Genomic DNA, 19654 nt, shown 5'->3' with positions numbered 1-19654 from the left:
GCTGAAGACCCACTGCAAGCTGTCCCTGGTCGTCCGCCTGGAGGGCGACACCCGGCGCCGCTACACCCACGCGGGGCTGCTGGGCTGGGCTGGGCTGGGCTGGGCTCAGCCGACCGTCCACCGCTGGAGGTCGGAACCGGTGTCGGTCTGCTGGGTGAGCAGGGCGCCCTGGCTCGTGGACGCCGCGGTCAGGACCAGATTGCTCTTGACGGAGGTGACGCTGTAGGTGCCGTCGGGAAGGCGGGTGAACGTCCAGTGCTGGTTGGTGCCGCTGGTGCAGGTCCACTGGATGATCTTGGCGCCGGCGGCGATGGAACCGTCGGAGACGTCGGCGCACAGTCCGGATTCGGCGTTGCGCAGTTCGTAGGATCCGTCGTTCTGCCGGCTGAGGGTCCAGGTCTGGTTGGCGCCGCCGTTGGCGGTGTAGGTGATGAGCTGGGTGCCGGCGGTGGTGCTGTGGCCGGGATTGTCCAGTGCCTGTCCGCCGGTGGTGAGGGTGTGGTCGCCGTTCAGCCCGGCGGCGGAGGTGCCGACCGCCGTGACGGTCAGCGTCTGCTCCGCGGCGCCGCGTCCGCCGCCGACCGTGCTGCCGGCGGTGTCGGTCCAGGCGCGCACGGGGGTGGTCTCGGCGAGCCTGCCGTTGACGCCGGAGAGGCCGACGACCAGGCCGCTGTAGCGGTTCACCAGTCGGTACGTGCCCGTGGCGGCGCCGTTGACCGATGAGGTGTTCGGCACGACGAACCACTGCTGGCCGACGGTGGGACCGCCGCTGCCGGGCGGGGTGACGGTGGGCGCGCTGCCCCAGGCGCGGCCCGTCGCGGCGGTGGTGGGTACGCCGAGGAGCTGTCCGGTGGCGGCGTTGGCGATGCGGTACGAACCGTCGCCGGTGCCGGTGAAGGTCCAGGCGTCCAGCCCCGTCCCGGTGGAGGTGGCCGTCGAGGTGGTGGCGGAGGAAGCGGAGGAGACCTGTGCCAGGATTCGGCCTCCGCCGCCCGCGATGCGATAGGTCCTGGCCGGATCGAAGGTCGCGGGGGCCGGGGCGGAAGAGTTGACCGTCAGGTTGACGTACTCGCCGGAGGCGCCGCCCGAGCAGCCGAAGGAGCAGTAGGACCGGAAGTCCTTGCCGACTATCGCCGAACCTGTCTTGCTGATGCCGTCGAGGAACCACCGGTACCAGGAGGCGGTGTGGTACTCACCGGTGTCGCCGATCAGGCGCCACTTCTGGGTGGCCAGGTTGTCGGTGGCGTACAGCTGTTGCGGCGCGTTGCCGGACTGGTCGGCCGCCTGGGGTTCGCCGATGTAGAGGCCCAGGTAGGCGTTGTAGGTGATGTCCATGACGAACAGGGGCGAGGTGGGCGGGGTCTTGCCTGCGGCGACCTGCTGGTCCACGCTGCCGGTGTTGGCCGGGTCGTACTCCTTGGCGGTGGGTGTGTAACCGGTGGTGTCGGTGGCGGTCACCGGGACCGTGTTGCTCTCCCGGCCGCCGACGCCCGGCTGGGACCAGGAGCCGCCGTACCACTTCTGCCAGGTACCGGAGGCCATTTTGCCGGACAGCGGGGCGCGGGCCACGTGGGAGTAGAACGCCTTCCAACCGCCGTTCTTGTCGATGAGGCGGGAGCCGTAGAAGACGTAGAAGTAGCCCGAGGCCGCGTCTACGTAGAGGCGCTGGTCGCCGTCGCCGTAGGAGTACGTCTGCTGCGGGAAGGCAGTGGTGTCGCCGCGCGCGGTGCTGTACGGGGACGTGAGGGCATGGCCCTTGATGGTCCAGTGCCGTCCCTGGTCGGTGGAGACGGCGTAGTCGATGGCGTCGAAGTGGCTGCTGTCGCCGAAGGGTTGCGGGGTGAATTCGTTGTGCACCAGGCCGTACCAATCCCCGCTGTCGGGGTCGACCCATACCCCGGCCAGATCGCAGAAATTGCGCTGCGAGTAGCCGGAGCCGCTGGGCGGGAAGGTCGCCGCGGTACCGGTGGGGCTGTTGTTGCACAGTGTGGTGGTGTCCGCGTTGGTTCCGGAGTCGCTGATCGCGGCGGAGCGGGTGGCGGTGTCGAGGTCTGCGCCGGTGTAGAAGGTCCACGTCCGGCTGTCGCTCGGACCGTACAGCGAGTGGGCCTGCTGGTAGTAGAACGTCCCGTCCTTGTCGATGTACGGGTAAGCGGGGGTGTCGTCCGGGTGGGTCCAGCCGCCCTTGGCGCCGACCGTCACCGTGTAGGTGGGGTCGGCGGCGGAGGCGGCCGGGACGTTCACGTTCAGCACGGTGCCGACCAGGGCGAGCGCCGCCGCGGCGAGTGCTCCGACGGCCCTGGTGCGACGTGCGGTATGTCCGGGACTCCTGCGAGGGGTCGCCACGGTGTGCTCCTTCGGTGTCGGGGTGTGACGGTGTGTGGGGATTCGGGGGTTGTCGGGTTCTGCGGGCCTGTCGAAGGTCTCGATGCAGACCTGCGGTTCACCAGGGTCCGGCCGGTCGCACAGAGCGAGCTGCTCTGAGAACTTGTCGGTGAGGGCTCCGTGTTCGGCGATGGGAGCGTCGGAGTCGTAGCTGGTGACGGTGGGCTGGAGCCGGTTGCCGTCATGGTTCGCCCCCGCCCGCAGGCCGACGTTGGTGCCGCCGTGGGCCATGCAGAAGCTCACCGGGCCGTGCCCCTCCGGAATGCGGCCCATGTCGTCGGCGGCGCCGGCGGCCGGGCGCACGTGGTGCGGCTCACCCCAGTGGTCGAACCAGGCGTTCCGGAACTCCGCGCAAAGAAAGGGCTCTTCGGGTCGGCGGGAGCGCAGGAGCAGAGCAACGGCCCACTGTTCGGGGTGGACACGGAAGTAGCGCGGCAAGCCGGAGAGGATGCGGTGCGGGCGGCCGGCGCGCAGCAGCATGCCGCCGGTGTGGGTGATCGTGGCCGCGGGGCGCTGGGCGCGGGCGATGCCGGGGACGGTCCGCCCGGTCACGTGACGGCTCCGGCAGTCAAACCCGCACGGCCGGAGACGCTGGAGGACGAAGAAGGCGCTCGGCAGAGGTACGTCGGAACTCCTCATGGCTCCTCCAAAGTGCTGCGGCGGACCCGGAGTACGACGCTCCGGCGGGACCGCGCGAGGTGAGACGCCCTGGTCCGCTGGGAGCCGGTGCGTCTCGATGGCCGGAACTATGGCAGAGAATGTTAACGATGCCAACAGGCCATCACCCGCTTTACACAAGGGACTTCGTGTTTTGCGGTGCAGACATTCTGGGATCGATATCATTGCTTCGTCGGTCGGCGAGGGAAGGAAATCCATGGCGAAGCCGCACGGCAGAAGTGCCGATCGCCCACCGGGCATGGTGGACGTGGCGCGTGTCGCCGGGGTGTCCGCGCAGACGGTGTCACGGGCCCTCTCAGGACACCCCAACGTGCAGCCGCACACGCGGGAGCGGGTGCTGGCCGCTGTGGAGAAACTCGGCTACCGGCGCAACAACGCGGCCCGCATGCTCTCCTCGGGGCGCAGCCGCACCCTCGGCGTGGTGACCCTGCAGACCACGTTCTACTCGCGGGCGGCGCTCACCGCCGGCATCGAGAACGCCGCGCGGGCCGCCGGGTACGAGGTCAGCACGGCGGACACCTCCTCCCTGGACACCTCCAGCATCGAGGTCGCCCTCTCGCGGCTGGCCGACCAGGACGTCGAAGGCGTCATCCTCGCCGTGCCGCTGATCCACACCAGTGCGCGCATCGAGCGGTTCATCCGGACCACTCCGACGATCGCGGTCGACGGGCCCAGTACCGACACCGCCGAAGTCGTCGCGATCGACCAAACGCTCGCGGCGCGCAAGGCCACCGAGCACCTGCTGAACCTCGGGCACAAGACCGTCTGGCACATCGCCGGGCCTGAACACTGGCTGGAGGCCGCCCGCAGGCGGGACGGTTGGCGCGCCACACTCGAAGAGGCCGGCCGACCGGTACCGCCGCAGCTGGAGGGGGACTGGTCACCGGCCTCCGGTTACCGCAACGGGCTTCTGCTCGGCCGGATCCCGGAAGCGAGCGCGGTCTTCGTCGCCAGCGACGAGATGGCCTTCGGCGTGATCCGGGCGCTGACCGAGCTCGGGCGGCGCGTACCGGAGGACGTCTCCCTGGTCAGTGTCGACGACATCGACCTGGCCGCGTACTGCACCCCTCCGCTGACCACGGTCGCCCAGCCGTTCGCCCAGACCGGCGAACTCGCCGTGGCCCACCTGCTGCGGCACATCACCGACCCGGCGGGCACGCTCGCCCCCGCATCGGTCGAACCAGAACTCGTCGTCCGCGCCAGCACGGCCCCGTACGCCGGGACGTGACACCGCCAGTACCGGCAGGTGCCACTCCCGGCTTCGCCCCCGGGTCCGGGGTGGGGCCGACGCGGGGAGACCAAGCCGGCAGAGAGCAGGCACCGGCTACGGTTCCCCGTCCGCCACCTGGGGTGTGCGAGGGACCGGCACGAGATCCGGGGCACGCCGACCCGGGAAGCGGGCCGCCCGACGCGATCCCTGTAACGGGAGACACATGGGTGGGCCGCCTCGGGTCCGACGAGGTGTTCCTCGCCGATTCCGGAGTTCGGGGTCGCCAGGAGGCGAGCGGGCGCGGCGCAACGGCGAGCGGGCGCAGCGCAACGGCGAGCCGGCGGAGGCGGGATCCGGCCGTCGAGCCGGTCGGCGCGGAAATGCCGATGCGGGCGTGGATGTCGAGGATGACACCGATGGTCGGCAAGCGGCCTCCTCGCACCGATGCGGCCCGCACCGGGCCCTCGCAGGACGACCGGGCACTTTTTATGCGCGGTCGTCGCCACTCACCGCTCCAGTTCCTGCCATTCCGGAGCAAGAACGGCCCAGAGCTGTTTGTCGTGGCGCACCCCCTCGTACGGCCACGCTTCGCGGCGTACGCCCTCCAGGGACATGCCGAGCCGCTTGGCCACCGCCGAGCTGCGGTCGTTGTCGGCCCGGCAGTGCCACTCGGCCCGGTGCAGCCCCCGGGTCGTGAACGCCCAGTCCAGCAGGGTGCCGCACGCCTGGGTGATCAGCCCGTGGCCCTCGGCGGAAGGCTCCAGCCAGCATCCGATCTCGCACGAGCCGAAGGAGGCGTCGAAATCCGTGAACATCACGCCGCCGACCAGGACTTCACTCCGCCAGATGCCGTACAGGCGGGCTCCGTCGTCGGCCTTTCGCCGGGCATACCGCTGAAGCGTTGCCCGCGCCCCGTCCACGTCGCCGGTGAGGAACGCGGGCCCGACCCACGGCCGGATGTGCTCGCGGGCCCGGTCCAGATGGGCGGCGAACTCCTCCGCGTGCCAGACCTCCAGCTCCCCGAGGCGAACGCCGTCGCGCAGCAGCAGCGTGAACATGAGCACCTCCATTTACGTAACAAGCGTTATGGCAATGTACCGTGTCGACATGCCACGCACCAAGGGAGATCACGAGGCCCGTCGACGCGACGTCTCCGCGGCAGTCTGGAAGGTCATGGCCACGCGCGGCTTCGCCGGCCTGACCCTGCGCGCCGTCGCCACCGAACTCGGCGCCACCACCGGCCTGCTCACGCACTACTTCCCGACCAAGCAGGCTTTGGTCGAGTACGCCCTGGAGCTGCTCGAACAGCGCACCGCCTCCCGCCCCCGCCGTGAGGCGGGTGAGGGTCTGGCCGCTTTCAGGGCCGCACTCCTCGACATCCTGCCGCTGACCCCGGCGTCCACCGAGAGCAACCGGATCTGGGTCTCGTCCTGGGATGCGGCGCTTTCCGACTCCGACCTGAGCACCGCGTACGCCCGCAAGTACGCCCGGAGCCGGGACAGGTTGAGGGAGCAGGTGGCCGCGGCCCAAGAGCTCGGCGAGCTGCCCCGCGACGACCCCGCCCGCATCGCCGCCGCAGCCCAGTCCTTCGTACTCGGCCTGGTGGTCCAGGCGCTGTTCGCTCCGGCGGCGTTCCCGCCAGAGCGTCAGATCGCCCTCTTGGACGGCCACCTGGCCGATCTGACGGCGCGCGCCAACTCCACGCGATGAAGCGGCGATGCCGCGAACCGGGCACCTGCCCGGCGTGATGGCGTACGGCCCTTGTCGGGAGAGGAGTCACTAACGGTCGGGACACGACAGCGATACGCGGCGGAAACCAGCCGTCCCTAATTTCTATCACTCGACAGAAATTCGCAGGACTTGCCTCCGCGACAGGGGACCCGCCATGACCGTGACCACCGATCCCGCTCCCCCGCCCGGTGCGACGGCCGCGGACCCACCGGACGGCTCTCTCGCCTCGTTCGGCTACCCCCAGGAACTGCGGCGCCGCATGGGGAGGTACGCGTCCTTCGCCGCCGGGTTCTCCTTCATCTCCGTACTGACCACGGTCTTCCAGTTCTTCCCGCTCGGCTACTCCTTCGGCGGTCCGCTCTTCTTCTGGACCTGGCCCGCCGTCCTGATCGGCCAGTTCCTCGTCGCCGCCTGCTTCGCCGAACTCGCTGCCCGGATGCCCATTTCGGGAGCCGTCTACCAGTGGGCCAGCAGGCTCGGCACCCCGTCCTTCGGCTGGTACGCGGGCTGGATCATGGTGGTCGGGCGGGTCGTGGTCGTGGCGGCCGCCGCTCTCGCACTGCAAGTGGTCCTGCCCGCCGTCTGGCCCGGCTTCCAGATGGTCGGGGGCGATCCGTCACCCACGACGACCAGTGGCGCCACGAACGCCGCCCTCCTCGGGCTCGTCCTGCTCGTGTTCACCACACTCCTCAACGTCACCGACAACCGGGCGCTCTCCGCCGTCAATTCGATCGGCGTCACCGCCGAGATCGCCGGCATCGCCCTGATCGTCACCCTCCTCGCCACCCACGCGGAACGCGGTCCGGCGGTCACTCTGCACACCGGAGGCGAAGGCGGCCTGATCACGGCACTGCTCGTCGGCTCGTTCACCGCCGCGTACGTCCTCATCGGGTTCGAGAGCGCGAGCGAGATGAGCGAGGAGACCGTCAACCCGCGGCGCACCGCGCCCCGTACGACGCTCACCGCCCTCACCACCTCCGGAGTCTGCGGCGGACTCCTGCTGCTGGGCGGGCTGCTCGCCGCGCCTTCCCTCACCGACGGACGCCTCACGACCGGGGGCCTGGGATACGTGCTCACCAGCACGCTCGGCGACGGCCTCGGCAGGGTGCTGCTCGGCGACGTGGCCGTGGCCATCTGTGCGGCGACCCTGGCCATCCAGACGTCGGCGACCCGAATGCTCTATTCCATGGCCCGCGACGGCGTCCTCCCGCACTCGGCACGGCTGGCGCGGGTGCCGCGCAGGACCGGGATGCCCGGGACGGCCGCGACGGTGGTCGGTGTCGGAGCGGGGGTGTTGCTGCTGCTCAACCTCGCGTCGCCACAGGCGTTTCTGGCCATCGGCACGAGCTGCATCGCGATGGTGTACCTGGCGTACGCGATGGTCACCGGGCCGATGCTGTTCAGGCGGCTGAGGGGCGAGTGGCCGCCCGCGGACGACGGCCGGAGCGACGAGCTCGGCCGGCCCCTGTTCTCCCTCGGCCGCTGGGGACTTCCCGTCAACGCCGTCGCGTTCGGTTACGGGCTCCTCATGACGGTCAACCTCGCCTGGCCGCGCACCGCGGTGTACGACCCCGCCGGCGGCCACTGGTACTTCCGGTGGTTCACCGTCCTGGTTCTCGGCGCGACGGTCGCGACCGGCGCTGCTTACCGTCACCGCCGTCGGGCCCGGACGGAACGAGGGACACCGAAGGGGAGGGAGACCGGAGCGAGGGGTGTTCGAGCCTTTCCGTCCTGAGCGGTCGGGCCGTCGAACGACGAGGCAGAGGCGGAGGCCCGCCCGAACCGTCAGTCCCGCGCCGCGAGGAGCCGTTGCCCCTCGCGGCGCAGCCGTGCCAGGGAACACTGCGGTACGCCGGCCACCCGCAGTGCGGCGTCCGCCGTCGCCACCGCCAGGGCCAGCGGGTCGCGGTCGGATTCAGCGCGCCGGATGAGGATCACACTTTCGGTGAGGCCGAAGACGAGGTCCGTGCGCAGGGCCAGGGCGTTCGGGCCCAGGGACGCACCGGCTTCGGTAGCGGCCAGCAATTCGTCGTAGCAGAACTTGAGTTCGGCCCGGACCCGGTGGAAGTCGGCGAAGCGGCCCGTCTGCGCCTCCGGCAGCAGGTACAGCGCACCGAGGTTGTGGGGGCCGCCGCACAGCAGCGCCGCGTCGGAGTGGCACAGGGCCCACAACCGCGCCTCGGGGGCAGCCTCCGTGCGGGACACGAGGCCGCGCGCCACTTCGAGGGAGGGACGGACGGTCCCTTCGAGCAGCTCCGCGAGGATCGCTTCCTTGCCGTCGAAGTAGTGGTAGAGGGATGCCTGGCGCAGGCCGGCCCGTTCGGCGATCGTCCGGGTGGATGTCGCGGTGTAGCCGCGGGTGGTGAACAGGTCGGCTGCCGCGGCCAGGACTTCGTCGCGCGGCTCGAGACCGCTGGAAGGGCGCTCCTGGATCCGCGGGCGGCCGACTCTTCTGCTGGTGGGCGTGCTCACGCCACGATCCTCGCACAGAGCCGGTGGCCGGCTCGGGGCCGATCCCCCCGGTGAGTTCGCGGAAACCGACCGGAAACTCACCCGCAACGGCCGCGAAGCGCCCGATGCCTAATTTCTATCAAGCGACAGAAATCAGCCCCGGACCGGAGGTCGACCCATGACGACACCGTCAGCGACAGCATCGGCGCACGGTGCGCGTGAGCACGCCCGTGCCCAGGCAGGCAGGGAGACCGACGCCATGCCCGTCCTGCCCGCGAGCAGTTGGCCCGAGCCGCCCCGGGGCGTGGCCTCCGAGGACGTCGTATGGGCCGAGACCGTGGCGGGCGGCAACTACACCCACAAGGTCCTCGCCCGGGGCACCGAACTGCGACTGACCGACATGACCGGCGACGCCTGCGCGCACCTCCTCCTCCACAGCGCCGACCGCCCCTGGGAACGGCTGAACACGGCCGACACGGTCAAGGTGCTCTGGAACGCGTACCTGGGCGAGGGCCGGCTGCTCCTCTCCGACCAGGGCCGGGTGCTCGCCTCCGTCGTCGAGGACACGTCCGGCCGTCACGACGCGGTGACCGGGACCTCCACCCTCGCGCGGAACACCGCGCGCTACGGGGACGGCACCTGCCAGTCCGCATCCCCGGCGGGCCGCGAGCTGTTCAAACTCGCCGCCCTCAAGAACGGCCTGACTCCCCGTGACCTTCCCCCTTCCGTCTCCTTCTTCCAGGGCGTCCGGATCGCGGAGGACGGCGCGACCGAGTTCACCGGCTCGGCCGGTCCCGCCACGCGCGTCACCCTCCGCGCCGAGCAGGACGTCGTCGTCCTCCTCGCCAACGTCCCCCACCCGCTGGACCCGCGTCCTGCGTACACCTGCGGAAATCTCGGGGTTCTCGCGTACCGGTCCCGTGCCACGGCGCCCGACGACCCGTTGTGGAACGCCACTCCCGAAGGCCGCCGCGCGTACCTGAACACCGCCGACCACCTCACCGCCCGGAGGACCGCATGACCACCGTCGCTCCCGCCGCCCGCGTCGTCCGCGACGACACCGTGCCCGCCCGCGCCGCATGGTCGGCGATCGTCCGCGAGGGCCAATGGCTGACCGTCACCGATCTGCACGGCAACCAGGCCGCGGACTTCCTCGTCTACGACGCCCACGACACCTCCGTCCGATACAGCGTCCCCGACACCGTCCAGGCGCAGGGCAACGTCTTCCTGACCACAGGCTCCGTGCTGATGTCCAACGAACACACCCCGCTGATGACGGTCGTCGAGGACACCTGCGGACGGCACGACACTCTCGGCGGCGCCTGCTCCAAGGAGTCCAACACCCTCCGCTACGGCCACCACACCTGGTCCCAGCACGCCTGCGTGGAGAACTTCCTCGCCGAGGGCGTCCGGCACGGACTCGGCAAGCCGGACCTCGTCTCCAACATCAACTGGTTCATGAACGTGCCGGTCGAGGAGGACGGCACGCTCGGCATCGTCGACGGCCTCTCGGCGCCGGGTCTGAAGGTCGTACTCCGCGCCGAGACCGACGTCCTCGCCCTGCTGTCCAACTGCCCGCAGATCAACAACCCCTGCAACGGGTTCGATCCCACACCCCTGCGCCTGACGATCACCGAGCCCGCCCGGAACGACGAGGACCGCACCCGATGACGTTCGACACCCTGCTGGTGGCCAACCGCGGCGAAATCGCCGCCCGCATCATCCGCACCGCCCGCGAGCTCGGCCTGCGTACCGTCGCTGTCTACTCCGACCCCGACCGCGGCGCCGCCCACGTACGCCTGGCCGACGACGCGGTGCGGCTGGGCCCCGCCCCCGCCAAGGAGTCGTACCTGGACGTCGACCTGGTCCTCAAGGCCGCGAAGGACACCGGCGCCGGTGCCGTCCACCCCGGCTACGGGTTCCTGTCCGAGGACGAGGGGTTCGCACGCCGCTGCGCCGACGCGGGCATCGCCTTCGTCGGTCCCACGCCCGAACAACTCAAGCTGTTCGGCGCCAAGCACACCGCCCGCGCCGCCGCACGGGCGGCGGGCGTGCCCCTCGCTCCCGGCACCGGTCTCCTCCCGGACGTCACGGCGGCCCTCGCGGCGGCCGAGGAGATCGGATACCCGGTGATGCTCAAGGCCACCGGCGGCGGTGGCGGCATCGGCATGCAGGCCTGTCACGGCCCGGCGGACCTCGCGGACGCGTGGGAGCGCGTGCAGCGCGTGGCCGCGGCCTCCTTCTCCTCGGCCGGGGTCTTTCTGGAGCGGCTGGTCGAACGGGCGCGTCACGTCGAGGTACAGGTCTTCGGCGACGGTCTCGGCAAGGTCGTCACCTTCGGCGACCGCGACTGCTCCCTCCAGCGGCGCAACCAGAAGGTGGTGGAGGAGGCACCGGCTCCCCGGCTTCCCGACCACGTACGCCGAGACCTCGCCCGTTCCGCCAGGGACCTGTGCGCGTCCGTGGACTACCGGTCCGCCGGAACCGTCGAATTCGTGTACGACGCCGTCCGCGAGGAGGCCTACTTCCTGGAGGTCAACACCCGGCTGCAGGTCGAGCACCCGGTCACCGAGGCGATCTACGGCGTCGACCTGGTCGAGTGGATGCTGCGCCTCGCGCAGGGGGAAACCGCCGTCGTCACCGAGCCCCCCACCCCCGCCGGACACGCCATCGAGGCCCGCCTCTACGCCGAGGACCCGTCCCGCGACCATCGCCCGAGCGCCGGCCTGCTGACCCGCGTCGCCTTCCCCGAGGGTGTCCGCGTCGATGCCTGGGTCGAAACGGGCACGGAGGTCACCACCGCGTACGACCCGATGCTCGCCAAGATCATCGCGCACGGCGCCGACCGCGCCGAGGCGCTCGACCGGCTCTACACCGCGCTCGACGCGACCCGCGTCGACGGCATCGAGACCAACCTCGGCCTGGTCCGCGCGGCGCTCCGGCACGCCGACGTGCGCGGAGCCACCCACTCCACGGCCTCGCTCCCGGACGTCACCGACCCGACCCCGCGCATCGAGGTCGTCACGCCGGGCACACTGACGACCGTGCAGGACTGGCCGGGACGCACCGGATACTGGCACGTCGGTATCCCGCCGGGCGGGCCGATGGACGACCTGTCCTTCCGGCTCGGCAACACCGCACTCGGCAACGACGAGGGTGCACCGGGGCTCGAATGCACCCTCCAGGGCCCCTCACTGAGGTTCACCCACCCGACGACGCTCTGTGTCACCGGTGCCCCGGCCCGGGTGACGGTCGACGGCACCCCGGTGCCGCAGTGGGAGCCCGTCACCGTGGGGGCGGGGCAGGTGCTCGCCGTCGGAGCCCTCGCCGATCAGGGCCTCCGCACATACGTGCTGTTCGCCGGGGGCCTGGACGTCCCCGAGTTCCTGGGCAGTGCGGCCACCTTCACCCTCGGCAGGTTCGGCGGACACGGCGGACGTGCCCTGCGCGCGGGTGACGTCCTGCACGGGGGCGAGGCCCGTCCGGAGACCTTCTCCGTCCCACTCGGCGCGCGCCCGGTCTTCAGCGGACAGTGGCGGGTCGGCGCGGTCGAAGGGCCGCACGCCGCACCCGAGTTCTTCACCGAGGACGACATCCGCGACTTCTACACCGCGGACTGGAAGGTGCACTTCAACTCCGCCCGCACCGGAGTACGCCTGATCGGCCCCAAGCCGCGCTGGGCCCGGACGGACGGCGGCGAAGCGGGACTGCATCCGTCGAACATCCACGACACGCCCTACTCCGTCGGCGCCGTCGACTACACGGGGGACATGCCCGTCCTCCTCGGCCCGGACGGTCCGTCCCTCGGCGGTTTCGTCTGTCCGGCCACCGTCGTCAGCGGTCAGCGCTGGAAGCTGGGCCAGCTCCGCCCCGGCGACACGGTCCGGTTCGTGCCGGTGACCGCGGAGGCTGCCACGCGCCTGCGGAAGGCACCCGCGGCCGAACCCCGCGCCGACCGGGACGCCGTCGTCGACGGCGGCATCCTCGCCCGTCTGGAGGAGACGACGGTCCGTCCGTCGGTCACCTACCGACGCAGCGGTGACGACAACCTCCTGGTCGAGTACGGGCCCATGCAGCTGGACCTGGCCCTCCGCATGCGGGTACACGCGCTGGCGGAGGCGCTGGCCGCACGCGCCCTCCCCGGCGTCGTCGACCTCACGCCGGGCATCCGCTCGCTCCAGATCCAGACCGACCCCGACGTGCTGCCGCAGCGGGAACTCCTCAGCACCGTGATGCGCGTGGAGGAGGACCTGCCCGCCACGGACGAGCTGGTGGTCCCCAGCCGGACGGTGCACCTGCCGCTCTCCTGGGACGACCCGGCGACCCGCGAGGCCATCGACCGCTACGTCGCGGGCGTACGCGACGACGCCCCGTGGTGCCCGTCGAACATCGAGTTCATACGCCGCGTCAACGGCCTGGACACACCGGCCGACGTGTACCGCACGGTCTTCGACGCCGAGTACCTCGTCCTCGGGCTCGGCGACGTCTACCTCGGTGCGCCCGTCGCCACGCCGCTGGACCCGCGGCACCGGCTGATCACCACCAAGTACAACCCGGCCCGGACCTGGACGGCGGAGAACTCGGTCGGCATCGGAGGCGCGTATCTGTGCGTCTACGGCATGGAGGGCCCCGGCGGCTACCAGTTCGTCGGCCGCACCACCCAGGTCTGGTCGGGCTGGCAACAGCGCGGCGGATTCGAACCGGACAAACCATGGCTGATGCGCTTCTTCGACCGCGTCAAGTGGTATCCGGTGAGCGCCGACGAACTCCTCGAACTCCGCGCCGACATCATCTCGGGCCGTTTCGTGCCGAAGACGGAGGACGGCACCTTCTCGCTCGCCGCTTACCAGAGGTTCCTGGCCGACAACGCCGAGTCGATCGCCGCCTTCCGCAACCGGCAGAACACGGCGTTCGGTGCCGAGCGCGATGCCTGGGAGGCGGCCGGCGAGTTCGCCCGTGCCGAGGCCGCCACCGAGAACGCCCCGGTGAGCACCGACATCGAGGTACCCACGGGCGGCCACCTGGTCGAGGCCGAATTCCCCGCCTGCGTATGGCAGGTGAACGTCGAGGTCGGCGACCGGGTCTCGGCGGGCCAGCAGTTGATCGCCCTGGAGGCGATGAAGATGGAGGCCCCCGTGAAGGCCCCGGCCGACGGAATCGTCGCGGAGGTCCTGATCAGGACCGGCAGCCAGGTGGAGGCGGGCAGCGCGCTCCTCGTCCTCGCTCCCGTCGAGACCGCGGAGGTGTACGCGTGACCAGCACCGTGGAGAGAGTGCGCGCCGCGTACACCAGGATCGAGGAGGTGGACCGGCCCGAGGTGTGGATCGGTCTCCGGCCCCGCGAGGATGTGGAGGCGGAGGCGGCCCGGGTCGACGAGCGGGTCGCCGCCGGCGAACGGCTGCCGCTCGCCGGAACGGTGTTCGCGGTCAAGGGGAACATCGACGTGGCCGGGCTGCCGACGACCGCCGGCTGCCCCTCGTACGCGTACGAGCCGAAGGCCGACGCCCCCGTGGTGGCGCGACTGCGGGCGGCGGGCGCCGTGTGCCTCGGCACCACGAACCTCGACCAGTTCGCGACCGGCCTGGTCGGCACGCGCAGCCCGTACGGGCCGGTCCGTAACGCCGTGGACCCGAGTTACGTCTCGGGTGGTTCCTCGTCCGGATCGGCGGTGGCGGTAGCCCTCGGCATCGTGGACTTCGCGCTCGGCACGGACACGGCGGGCTCGGGCCGGGTTCCCGCCGCGTTCAACGGCATCGTCGGCCTCAAGCCGACGCGTGGCCTGGTCCCGGCGTCGGGCGTCGTTCCCGCCTGCGCCTCGCTCGACTGTGTGACCGTCTTCGCCCGGACTCTTCCGGAGGCCGAGCAGGCACTGTCCTTCATGGCAGCACCGCAGGCACGCGAGCTCCCCGCCCTGGAGCAGCGACGCCCCGGCCCGTGGCGGATCGCGGTCCCGCGTCCCGGGCAGCTCGGCGAGCTGGACCAAGGCTGGGCCGAGGCGTTCGCGTCGGCCGCGACCCGGATGGCCGACGCAGGAGCCGAACTCCTGGAGATCGACCTGACGCCGTTCACCGAAGCGGCCGCCATGCTGTACGAGGGAGCGTTCGTCGCCGAGCGCTACAGAGCCGTCGGCGGTTTCGTCGACGCCCACTGGGGTGCGCCGGACCTCGATCCGACCGTGGCCGGGATCATTTCGCGCGCCGGAGAGATCCCGGCCCACCGGCTCTGCACCGATCTCGACAGCCTGTCCGTCCTCCGCCGCAGTGCGCTTGCCTCGCTCGGCGACGCGGACGCGCTTCTCCTGCCGACGACACCCGGGCACCCGACCCTCTCGGAGGTCGCGGCCGACCCCGTGGGCGCGAACGCCCGGCTCGGCCGGTTCACCAACTCGACCAACCTCTTCGACCTCGCGGCGGTCGCCGTTCCGGCCGGCGAGGTGAACGGGCTCCCGTTCGGTGTGATGCTGATCGGCCCCGCGTTCACCGACGAGCGGCTGGTCCGCGTCGCCGGCCTGCTCGCCGCCCCTCCTCCGCACCTCGCGGTGGTCGGCGCGCACCTGTCCGGACAGCCTCTGAACGGAGAGCTGCTGGCCCTCGGCGCCCGGTTCGTACGCACCACCACCACGGCACCCGACTACCGGCTGTACGCCCTCGACACGTCGCCGCCCAAGCCCGGTCTGGTCCGTGCCCGCGGGGGAGGTGCCGCCATCGAGGCCGAGGTGTGGCGGCTCCCGGCCGCAGGGCTCGGCACGCTCCTCGCGGCGCTCCCCCGCCCCATGGCCCTCGGTACGGTGGAGCTTGCGGACGGCACCTGCGTGACGGGCTTCCTCTGTGAGCCCGAAGCACTCCACGGCGCCCGCGACATCACCGCACACGGCGGCTGGCGTGCGGCCCTCCCGACGCTCTCGGTCCCGCGGCACTCCGAGGACACGGCGTCGGCGTGCGGGCGGTCGCTACCGGTGCCCACCACGACCGCCTCGGCGCCCCCGACGTCGCCCTGAGCATCGGGGCGGTCGGCCCGCGCCGGCACGGCGGACCGCCACGACCGGAGTGCTCCGACGAGAGGCCCCCTCCGGCAGGGTGTGTCCCGCCGGCAACAGACACATGGGCGCCGCTTCGCGACGACAAGGCAGCCGTCCTCCCGCGTTCGGCGGTTCCGGATGATCCCATGGTCCGGAGCCGCCGCGTAGCGAGCCCCCACACGGTCAGTACTGCCCGACGCGGCGATTCTCCCCCTGCCGACTTCCCGCCGAAAGGTTCGGCGCCCAACACCGCCGGGCCTGTCCGGGCGCACGGGCCGAGATCAGATCCACGGGCAGCTCGCGGCCGACCGGCCGTGCCTCGCGCTCGTCCGAGCGGTCGCGTCCACGCCTGGCTTCCGACAGTCGGCGTGGTGACCGAGGGAGGGCACGTGTACCTGGGACGCGGCCCTCCGCAGCATGCCGAGCTTCTGCTGGAGAGGGCGCTGCTGTTCTCCTTGCAGGGCGTTCAGCACGACGACGGCGCCGGTCAGGGCCGGGATGGTCCACTGCATCAGTGCCAGCTGCTTCCGCGCCTTGTCCGGATCGGCGGTCTGGCCTGCCGCCTTCGACAGGTCGGCCGGGTTGTCGGACGAGGAGAGTTCGAGTCTTTTCCCAGCACCCGGCTGTACGCGGTCGCGGCCGGCGCGGCGCCGGTCAGCACCGTCTTGGCCAACGTCGAAGCCGCCACCCCCTGCTGGATCCGCACCCGGGCGGCGTTGGCGACCAGCAGGCCGGCTCCGCCGATCACGTGAAGGCCGATCGCCGCGGCGTTCACCGGCGTCCACTTCACCCAGCCGGCACTGGCGATCCTGAACGTGTCCGTCACGGTGCGTCCCTCGCTTGCGGCGGCGCCGTTCAGGCCGACGGCGCCCATCAAGGACCCGCCGAACCAGGCCGCCAGGCCGCCAGGCCCAGATCGTGGACGCTGCGCACAACTGTGTCGCGTTCCGACATCGATACTCCTTGCCGCGGGAGAACCCAAGTGGTCCAGGGGCCCGCTCCCACGGTCGTCGCGGGGAGACCGGCGCACCACAGAAGCGCCGCATTCGGGCCAAGAGGGCCGGCCGGTTCCGTCACGCTTGCGGACGGCAGCTGAGGATCATTGGACGCGCGCGTGGCGGCAGGACGGCGGGATGAGGCCCCGCCGGTCCGCGGTCGGCCCACCGGACCGGTGAGGGTCACCGTGCATGTCAGGAGTACACGGTGCGATGAGCTTGTTGGTATGGGTGTTCCAGTGGGCGAGGAGAGGAGGCCGGAAAGGTGGTTGACATCGACTTCCCGGGCGGGCTGCGGGCGGACGGCCTGCCGGCCGCGTTGTCGGATCCGTCGCGTCTGGCCGCGGTGGAGGACACCGCTCTGCTGGACACCGGGCCCGAGGCGGTCTTCGAGGACCTTGCCGCGCTCGCCGCGAGAATCACCGGGGCGGGCCGGGCGTTCGTGACCCTGGTCGACGCGGACCGCTCCTTCTGGAAGGCATGCGTCGGCGTCGATGCCGACGCGATGTCCGACCGACAGAACCCGGTGAAGGAGAGCTTCTGCTACTTCCTGGTCGGGCTGGAGGGGCAGCCTTTCATCGTCGATGACGCCGCCACCGACCGGCGCACCGCCGACCACCCCTCGGTGGGCCCGATGAACATCGGCGCTTGGGCCGGCTACCCCCTGCTCGACCCCGACGGACGCGTGCTGGGCAGCTTCTGCGTCATCGACGACTCTCCCCGCACCTGGTCTCCGGCCGACCTGGCCGCCCTGGCGACCCTGGCCCGCTCGGTGGCGGCGGAGATCCACCTGCGCCAGAGCTTGACCGCGGCGAAGGCCGCCCACCAGCGCTCCGCCGATCTCGCCCGTAGCCTGCAGGCCGGGCTTCTCCCTCCGCGGCTGCGCACGATCCCCGGCGCGGAAGCGGCCGCCTCCTACCTGCCGGCCTCCAACCGCCACCGCACCGACATCGAGGTCGGCGGCGACTTCTACGACCTCTTCCACACCCGGGGTCCGAATTACGCCGCCGTTCTCGGTGACGTGTGCGGCAAGGGCATCAAGGCCGCGCAGGTCAGCTCGATGGCCCGTTACACGATCCGCGCCGACGCCGACGAGGCCGGCTCCCCGGCCGACCGGCTCGCCCGCCTCAACATCGCTCTGCTCGCCCAGGACGCCCCCCGCTTCCTGACCGCCGTCTACGCGACCTTCCAGCCCTCTGCGAAGGGCCTGTCCGGCACCATCGCCCTGGCCGGGCATCCCCCGGCACTGATCCGGCGCGCCGACGGCCGTGTCGAACGAGTCGGTGTCCCAGGGACCCTGCTGGGGATCATGGAAGCCCTGAGTCTGACCGACGTGCCCTTCCACCTCCACCCCGCCGACCTGCTCCTGCTCTTCACGGACGGCGCCACCGAAGCCCGCCCCCGCCCCGGGACCTCCCCCGACGACGCCCGGACCATCTTTTCCGAGGACGACCTGGCCAAGGCCCTGGCCGCCAGCCACACCATGGACGCCGTCACCACCATCACCCACCTCACCGGCATCCTCGACGCCCACCACAGTGGTTGGGCAAGCGACGACACCGCCCTGCTCGCCCTGCGCGCCACCCCGTCGGCCTGACCGCGCCACGACGGCCCGGGCGCCTGAAGGCTCGGTCCGTGGACGACTCGCGCAGGCCGATGGAGTCGTGGGTCCACACGTAAGTGGCGGGCAGCTTCATCAGCGCGGCCGGCGCACGGCGGGCCGCATGTAGTGGGAGAAGGTCAGGAAGGTGCCGCCGTAGGGGCGGGTCAGGCTCTGCCGGGCGATGCCCGGAGGATCGCTCCCATGGCGTGCTCGTGGATGCCGAAATGCAGTGTGCCCGTACGGGCCACCCTTCCAGTCCTTTGTGGGGCGGGCCGGCGCGACTGCCCTCTGCTGTACAGAAGCGCTGTCCGGTACGCACGAAGCGGCTCTGCCCCCGATGGGAGGACGGAGCCGCTTCGTGGTCAGGTGACCGCCGAGTCAGGCGTGGCGGCGGTTGCCGGTGACAAGACGGTACAGGGCGAGAAGGATGATCGAGCCGACGATGGCGGCGATCCATGTGGAGAGGTCGAAGAAGCCGTCGATGGAGTCGACTCCGAAGATGACCTTGCCCAGCCAGCCGCCGAGCAGGCCACCCGCGATACCGATGAGCATCGTGATGATGATGCCGCCCGGGTCCTTGCCCGGCATGAGCGCCTTGGCGATGAGGCCCGCGAGCAGACCGATGATGATCCAGGCAATGATGCCCATGACGTCTCCCACCTGGTTCTATAAAGGCTGTGTCAGGACAACGTCTGCGCCGAGCCGCGGATCTCAAACACGACGGACGCACCTTTCGCAGGACCGGCCGTGTTCCACGGTGCCGCACGGGGCGGCGGAGCCGGCGGTCGACGCGACGCCGCGGCGGAAAGTGCCGGCCCGGGCCGAGCCGAGTTCGGCGGGTGTTCCTGGTCGCGCCCGAGCCCGTCACCAACACCCTGCGCCGCGACGGTGCCCCCCGCACGCGCCGGCTGACCGCCCGCCACGACACCGTGCACGACCAGAGCCCGAGGGTTCCTCGCATGCGCACGCCCGACCTGCGCGGCGACATCGGCGGCTTCGGCCGACCGCTGGTCGACCGCCTCGCGAACGCCACGCTCGTCACCCGCAACCCCAGCGGTGGGAGAACTGCCGCCGCCACCTCCCCGGTAGGCGCCGTGGGCCGCGTTCGCCCGCACGCGGTCCTGTACGGCCGGGCGCACCGGATCGACCGAGCCGGAACAGGCTGCCCGTGTCGGTCCGAGGCAGGGTCCGGACCGAGACCCGGAGCCGCCTGCCGACCACCCTCACCGTGCCACCGAGCCCCCTCGCACTCCTGTCGTCCCACGGGTAGGGGCGACCGTTGTGCCGTGGGTCACGTTCGCGCGTGGCGAGGTGTGCCCCCGCTGTGAAGGTCGGGCATTCTCTCCCGGCGGCCGTACGAAGGGGTACGGCCTCGGTGACCGGCTGGGGGAGAGATGTCGCGACACGCGGGCAGGGAACAGGGGCGGGGAACGGACCGAGGGCGGGGCGTGATCGAGGGGGCGTTCGCACTCCTTGAGGCGTTGCGCAGGTGCGGCGGGGAGGCAGGGCTCACCGAGATCGCCGCGGGCTGTGCCCTGCCCAAGGGGAGCGCGCACCGGCTGCTGGAGCAGCTGTTGCTGGTG

15 protein-coding genes and 1 pseudogene are annotated in these 19654 nt (G+C 71.3%); 9 read left to right on the top strand and 7 right to left on the bottom strand.

Features of this window, described 5'->3' with window-relative positions; translation table 11 throughout:
* Positions 1-105: 105 nt before the first annotated feature.
* Positions 106-2937, bottom strand: a complete 2832-nt coding sequence (locus ACWD3D_RS17815) for an RICIN domain-containing protein (RefSeq protein ID WP_451461781.1) — start codon at positions 2935-2937, stop codon at positions 106-108.
* 322 nt (positions 2938-3259) lie between these two features.
* Here ACWD3D_RS17815 and ACWD3D_RS17810 point away from each other — a divergent pair, with 322 nt between their 5' ends.
* Positions 3260-4291 (top strand): LacI family DNA-binding transcriptional regulator, encoded by a 1032-nt coding sequence (locus tag ACWD3D_RS17810; RefSeq protein WP_451461780.1) that lies wholly within the window; start codon positions 3260-3262, stop codon positions 4289-4291.
* Positions 4292-4779: 488 nt separating this feature from the next.
* On the opposite strand, the gene ACWD3D_RS17805 is transcribed toward ACWD3D_RS17810, so the two are convergent.
* Complete coding sequence (locus ACWD3D_RS17805) at positions 4780-5331, bottom strand: GNAT family N-acetyltransferase (protein WP_266714711.1); 552 nt, start codon at positions 5329-5331, stop codon at positions 4780-4782.
* Between the two features lie 49 nt (positions 5332-5380).
* Between ACWD3D_RS17805 and ACWD3D_RS17800 the strand changes: the two genes are divergently transcribed.
* Complete coding sequence (locus tag ACWD3D_RS17800; protein WP_451461779.1) at positions 5381-5983, top strand: TetR/AcrR family transcriptional regulator; 603 nt, start codon at positions 5381-5383, stop codon at positions 5981-5983.
* Positions 5984-6158: 175 nt separating this feature from the next.
* On the top strand, positions 6159-7739 hold the full coding sequence (locus ACWD3D_RS17795) for an amino acid permease (protein ID WP_451461778.1): 1581 nt from the start codon (positions 6159-6161) through the stop codon (positions 7737-7739).
* A 50-nt stretch (positions 7740-7789) separates the two neighbouring features.
* Here ACWD3D_RS17795 and ACWD3D_RS17790 read toward each other — a convergent pair whose 3' ends face one another.
* Positions 7790-8476 carry a TetR/AcrR family transcriptional regulator gene (locus ACWD3D_RS17790; RefSeq protein ID WP_451461777.1) on the bottom strand — a complete coding sequence of 229 codons (687 nt, stop codon included), beginning with the start codon at positions 8474-8476 and terminating at the stop codon, positions 7790-7792.
* 157 nt (positions 8477-8633) lie between these two features.
* Here ACWD3D_RS17790 and ACWD3D_RS17785 point away from each other — a divergent pair, with 157 nt between their 5' ends.
* From ACWD3D_RS17785 to atzF, 4 genes are read left to right on the top strand one after another with little or no spacing between them, the layout of a single operon-like run.
* A complete protein-coding gene (locus ACWD3D_RS17785; protein WP_451461776.1) occupies positions 8634-9476 on the top strand; it encodes an urea amidolyase associated protein UAAP1 in 843 nt (280 codons plus the stop codon).
* A complete protein-coding gene (locus ACWD3D_RS17780; RefSeq protein ID WP_266714721.1) occupies positions 9473-10126 on the top strand; it encodes an urea amidolyase associated protein UAAP2 in 654 nt (217 codons plus the stop codon). Before ACWD3D_RS17785 ends, ACWD3D_RS17780 begins: the two co-directional genes overlap by 4 nt.
* On the top strand, positions 10123-13710 hold the full coding sequence (gene uca, locus ACWD3D_RS17775; RefSeq protein WP_451461775.1) for an urea carboxylase: 3588 nt from the start codon (positions 10123-10125) through the stop codon (positions 13708-13710). Before ACWD3D_RS17780 ends, uca begins: the two co-directional genes overlap by 4 nt.
* Positions 13707-15452 (top strand): allophanate hydrolase, encoded by a 1746-nt coding sequence (gene atzF, locus ACWD3D_RS17770; RefSeq protein ID WP_451461774.1) that lies wholly within the window; start codon positions 13707-13709, stop codon positions 15450-15452. The genes uca and atzF overlap by 4 nt, the downstream gene beginning before the upstream one ends.
* A 302-nt stretch (positions 15453-15754) precedes the next feature.
* Here atzF and ACWD3D_RS17765 read toward each other — a convergent pair whose 3' ends face one another.
* Positions 15755-15985, bottom strand: a complete 231-nt coding sequence (locus tag ACWD3D_RS17765; protein ID WP_451461773.1) for a hypothetical protein — start codon at positions 15983-15985, stop codon at positions 15755-15757.
* Entirely contained in the window at positions 15985-16347 is a 363-nt protein-coding gene (locus tag ACWD3D_RS17760; RefSeq protein WP_451461772.1) for a hypothetical protein, read from the bottom strand. The genes ACWD3D_RS17765 and ACWD3D_RS17760 overlap by 1 nt, the downstream gene beginning before the upstream one ends.
* A 386-nt stretch (positions 16348-16733) precedes the next feature.
* Between ACWD3D_RS17760 and ACWD3D_RS17755 the strand changes: the two genes are divergently transcribed.
* A complete protein-coding gene (locus tag ACWD3D_RS17755; RefSeq protein WP_451461771.1) occupies positions 16734-18065 on the top strand; it encodes a PP2C family protein-serine/threonine phosphatase in 1332 nt (443 codons plus the stop codon).
* A 46-nt stretch (positions 18066-18111) separates the two neighbouring features.
* On the opposite strand, the pseudogene ACWD3D_RS17750 reads toward ACWD3D_RS17755, so the two are convergent.
* Together ACWD3D_RS17750 and ACWD3D_RS17745 are read right to left on the bottom strand one after the other, a co-directional pair.
* Positions 18112-18320: pseudogene (locus ACWD3D_RS17750) on the bottom strand (hypothetical protein); the annotation flags it as partial.
* Between the two features lie 129 nt (positions 18321-18449).
* Entirely contained in the window at positions 18450-18719 is a 270-nt protein-coding gene (locus ACWD3D_RS17745; RefSeq protein ID WP_387376111.1) for a GlsB/YeaQ/YmgE family stress response membrane protein, read from the bottom strand.
* A 746-nt stretch (positions 18720-19465) separates the two neighbouring features.
* Between ACWD3D_RS17745 and ACWD3D_RS17740 the strand changes: the two genes are divergently transcribed.
* Positions 19466-19654: helix-turn-helix domain-containing protein (locus ACWD3D_RS17740; RefSeq protein WP_451461770.1), on the top strand; the 189-nt coding region annotated here is incomplete at its 3' end.

Source organism: Streptomyces sp. NPDC002690, assembly GCF_053592415.1.
The sequence above is the reverse complement of the archived record's forward strand: the minus strand, read 5'-3'. Positions and strand labels throughout refer to the sequence as shown.